The following is a 222-nucleotide window of genomic DNA, read 5'->3' as shown; positions in this document are numbered from 1 at the left end:
AACAATGGATGGAACAAGGCAAATTCGGTGCCATCAGCGATGATATGGCGCGCACATTTTTAGCGGATAAGCAGGAAGAGACCTTTGCAAAAAAGTCTTTCCCCCAACAGCCAAAACCCAAACACAGGTTTTCGGTTGTTTCCGTCACATCGCCTTCAGATGGCTTTGCGCACTCACTTTGAGCAGACCAAAATAGGCTGCCCGGGCATAGCGGAATTTACG

The 222-nt window shown here is 48.6% G+C and carries 1 pseudogene; it reads left to right on the top strand.

The features are described from left to right. A pseudogene (locus ACTHSP_RS24305) lies at positions 1–182 on the top strand (hypothetical protein); the annotation flags it as partial. Positions 183–222: the final 40 nt, after the last annotated feature.

It is taken from the genome of Neisseria sp. P0001.S005 (assembly GCF_051963715.1).
Note: the sequence above shows the minus strand (reverse complement) of the source record. Positions and strands in the feature narration are given on the sequence as shown.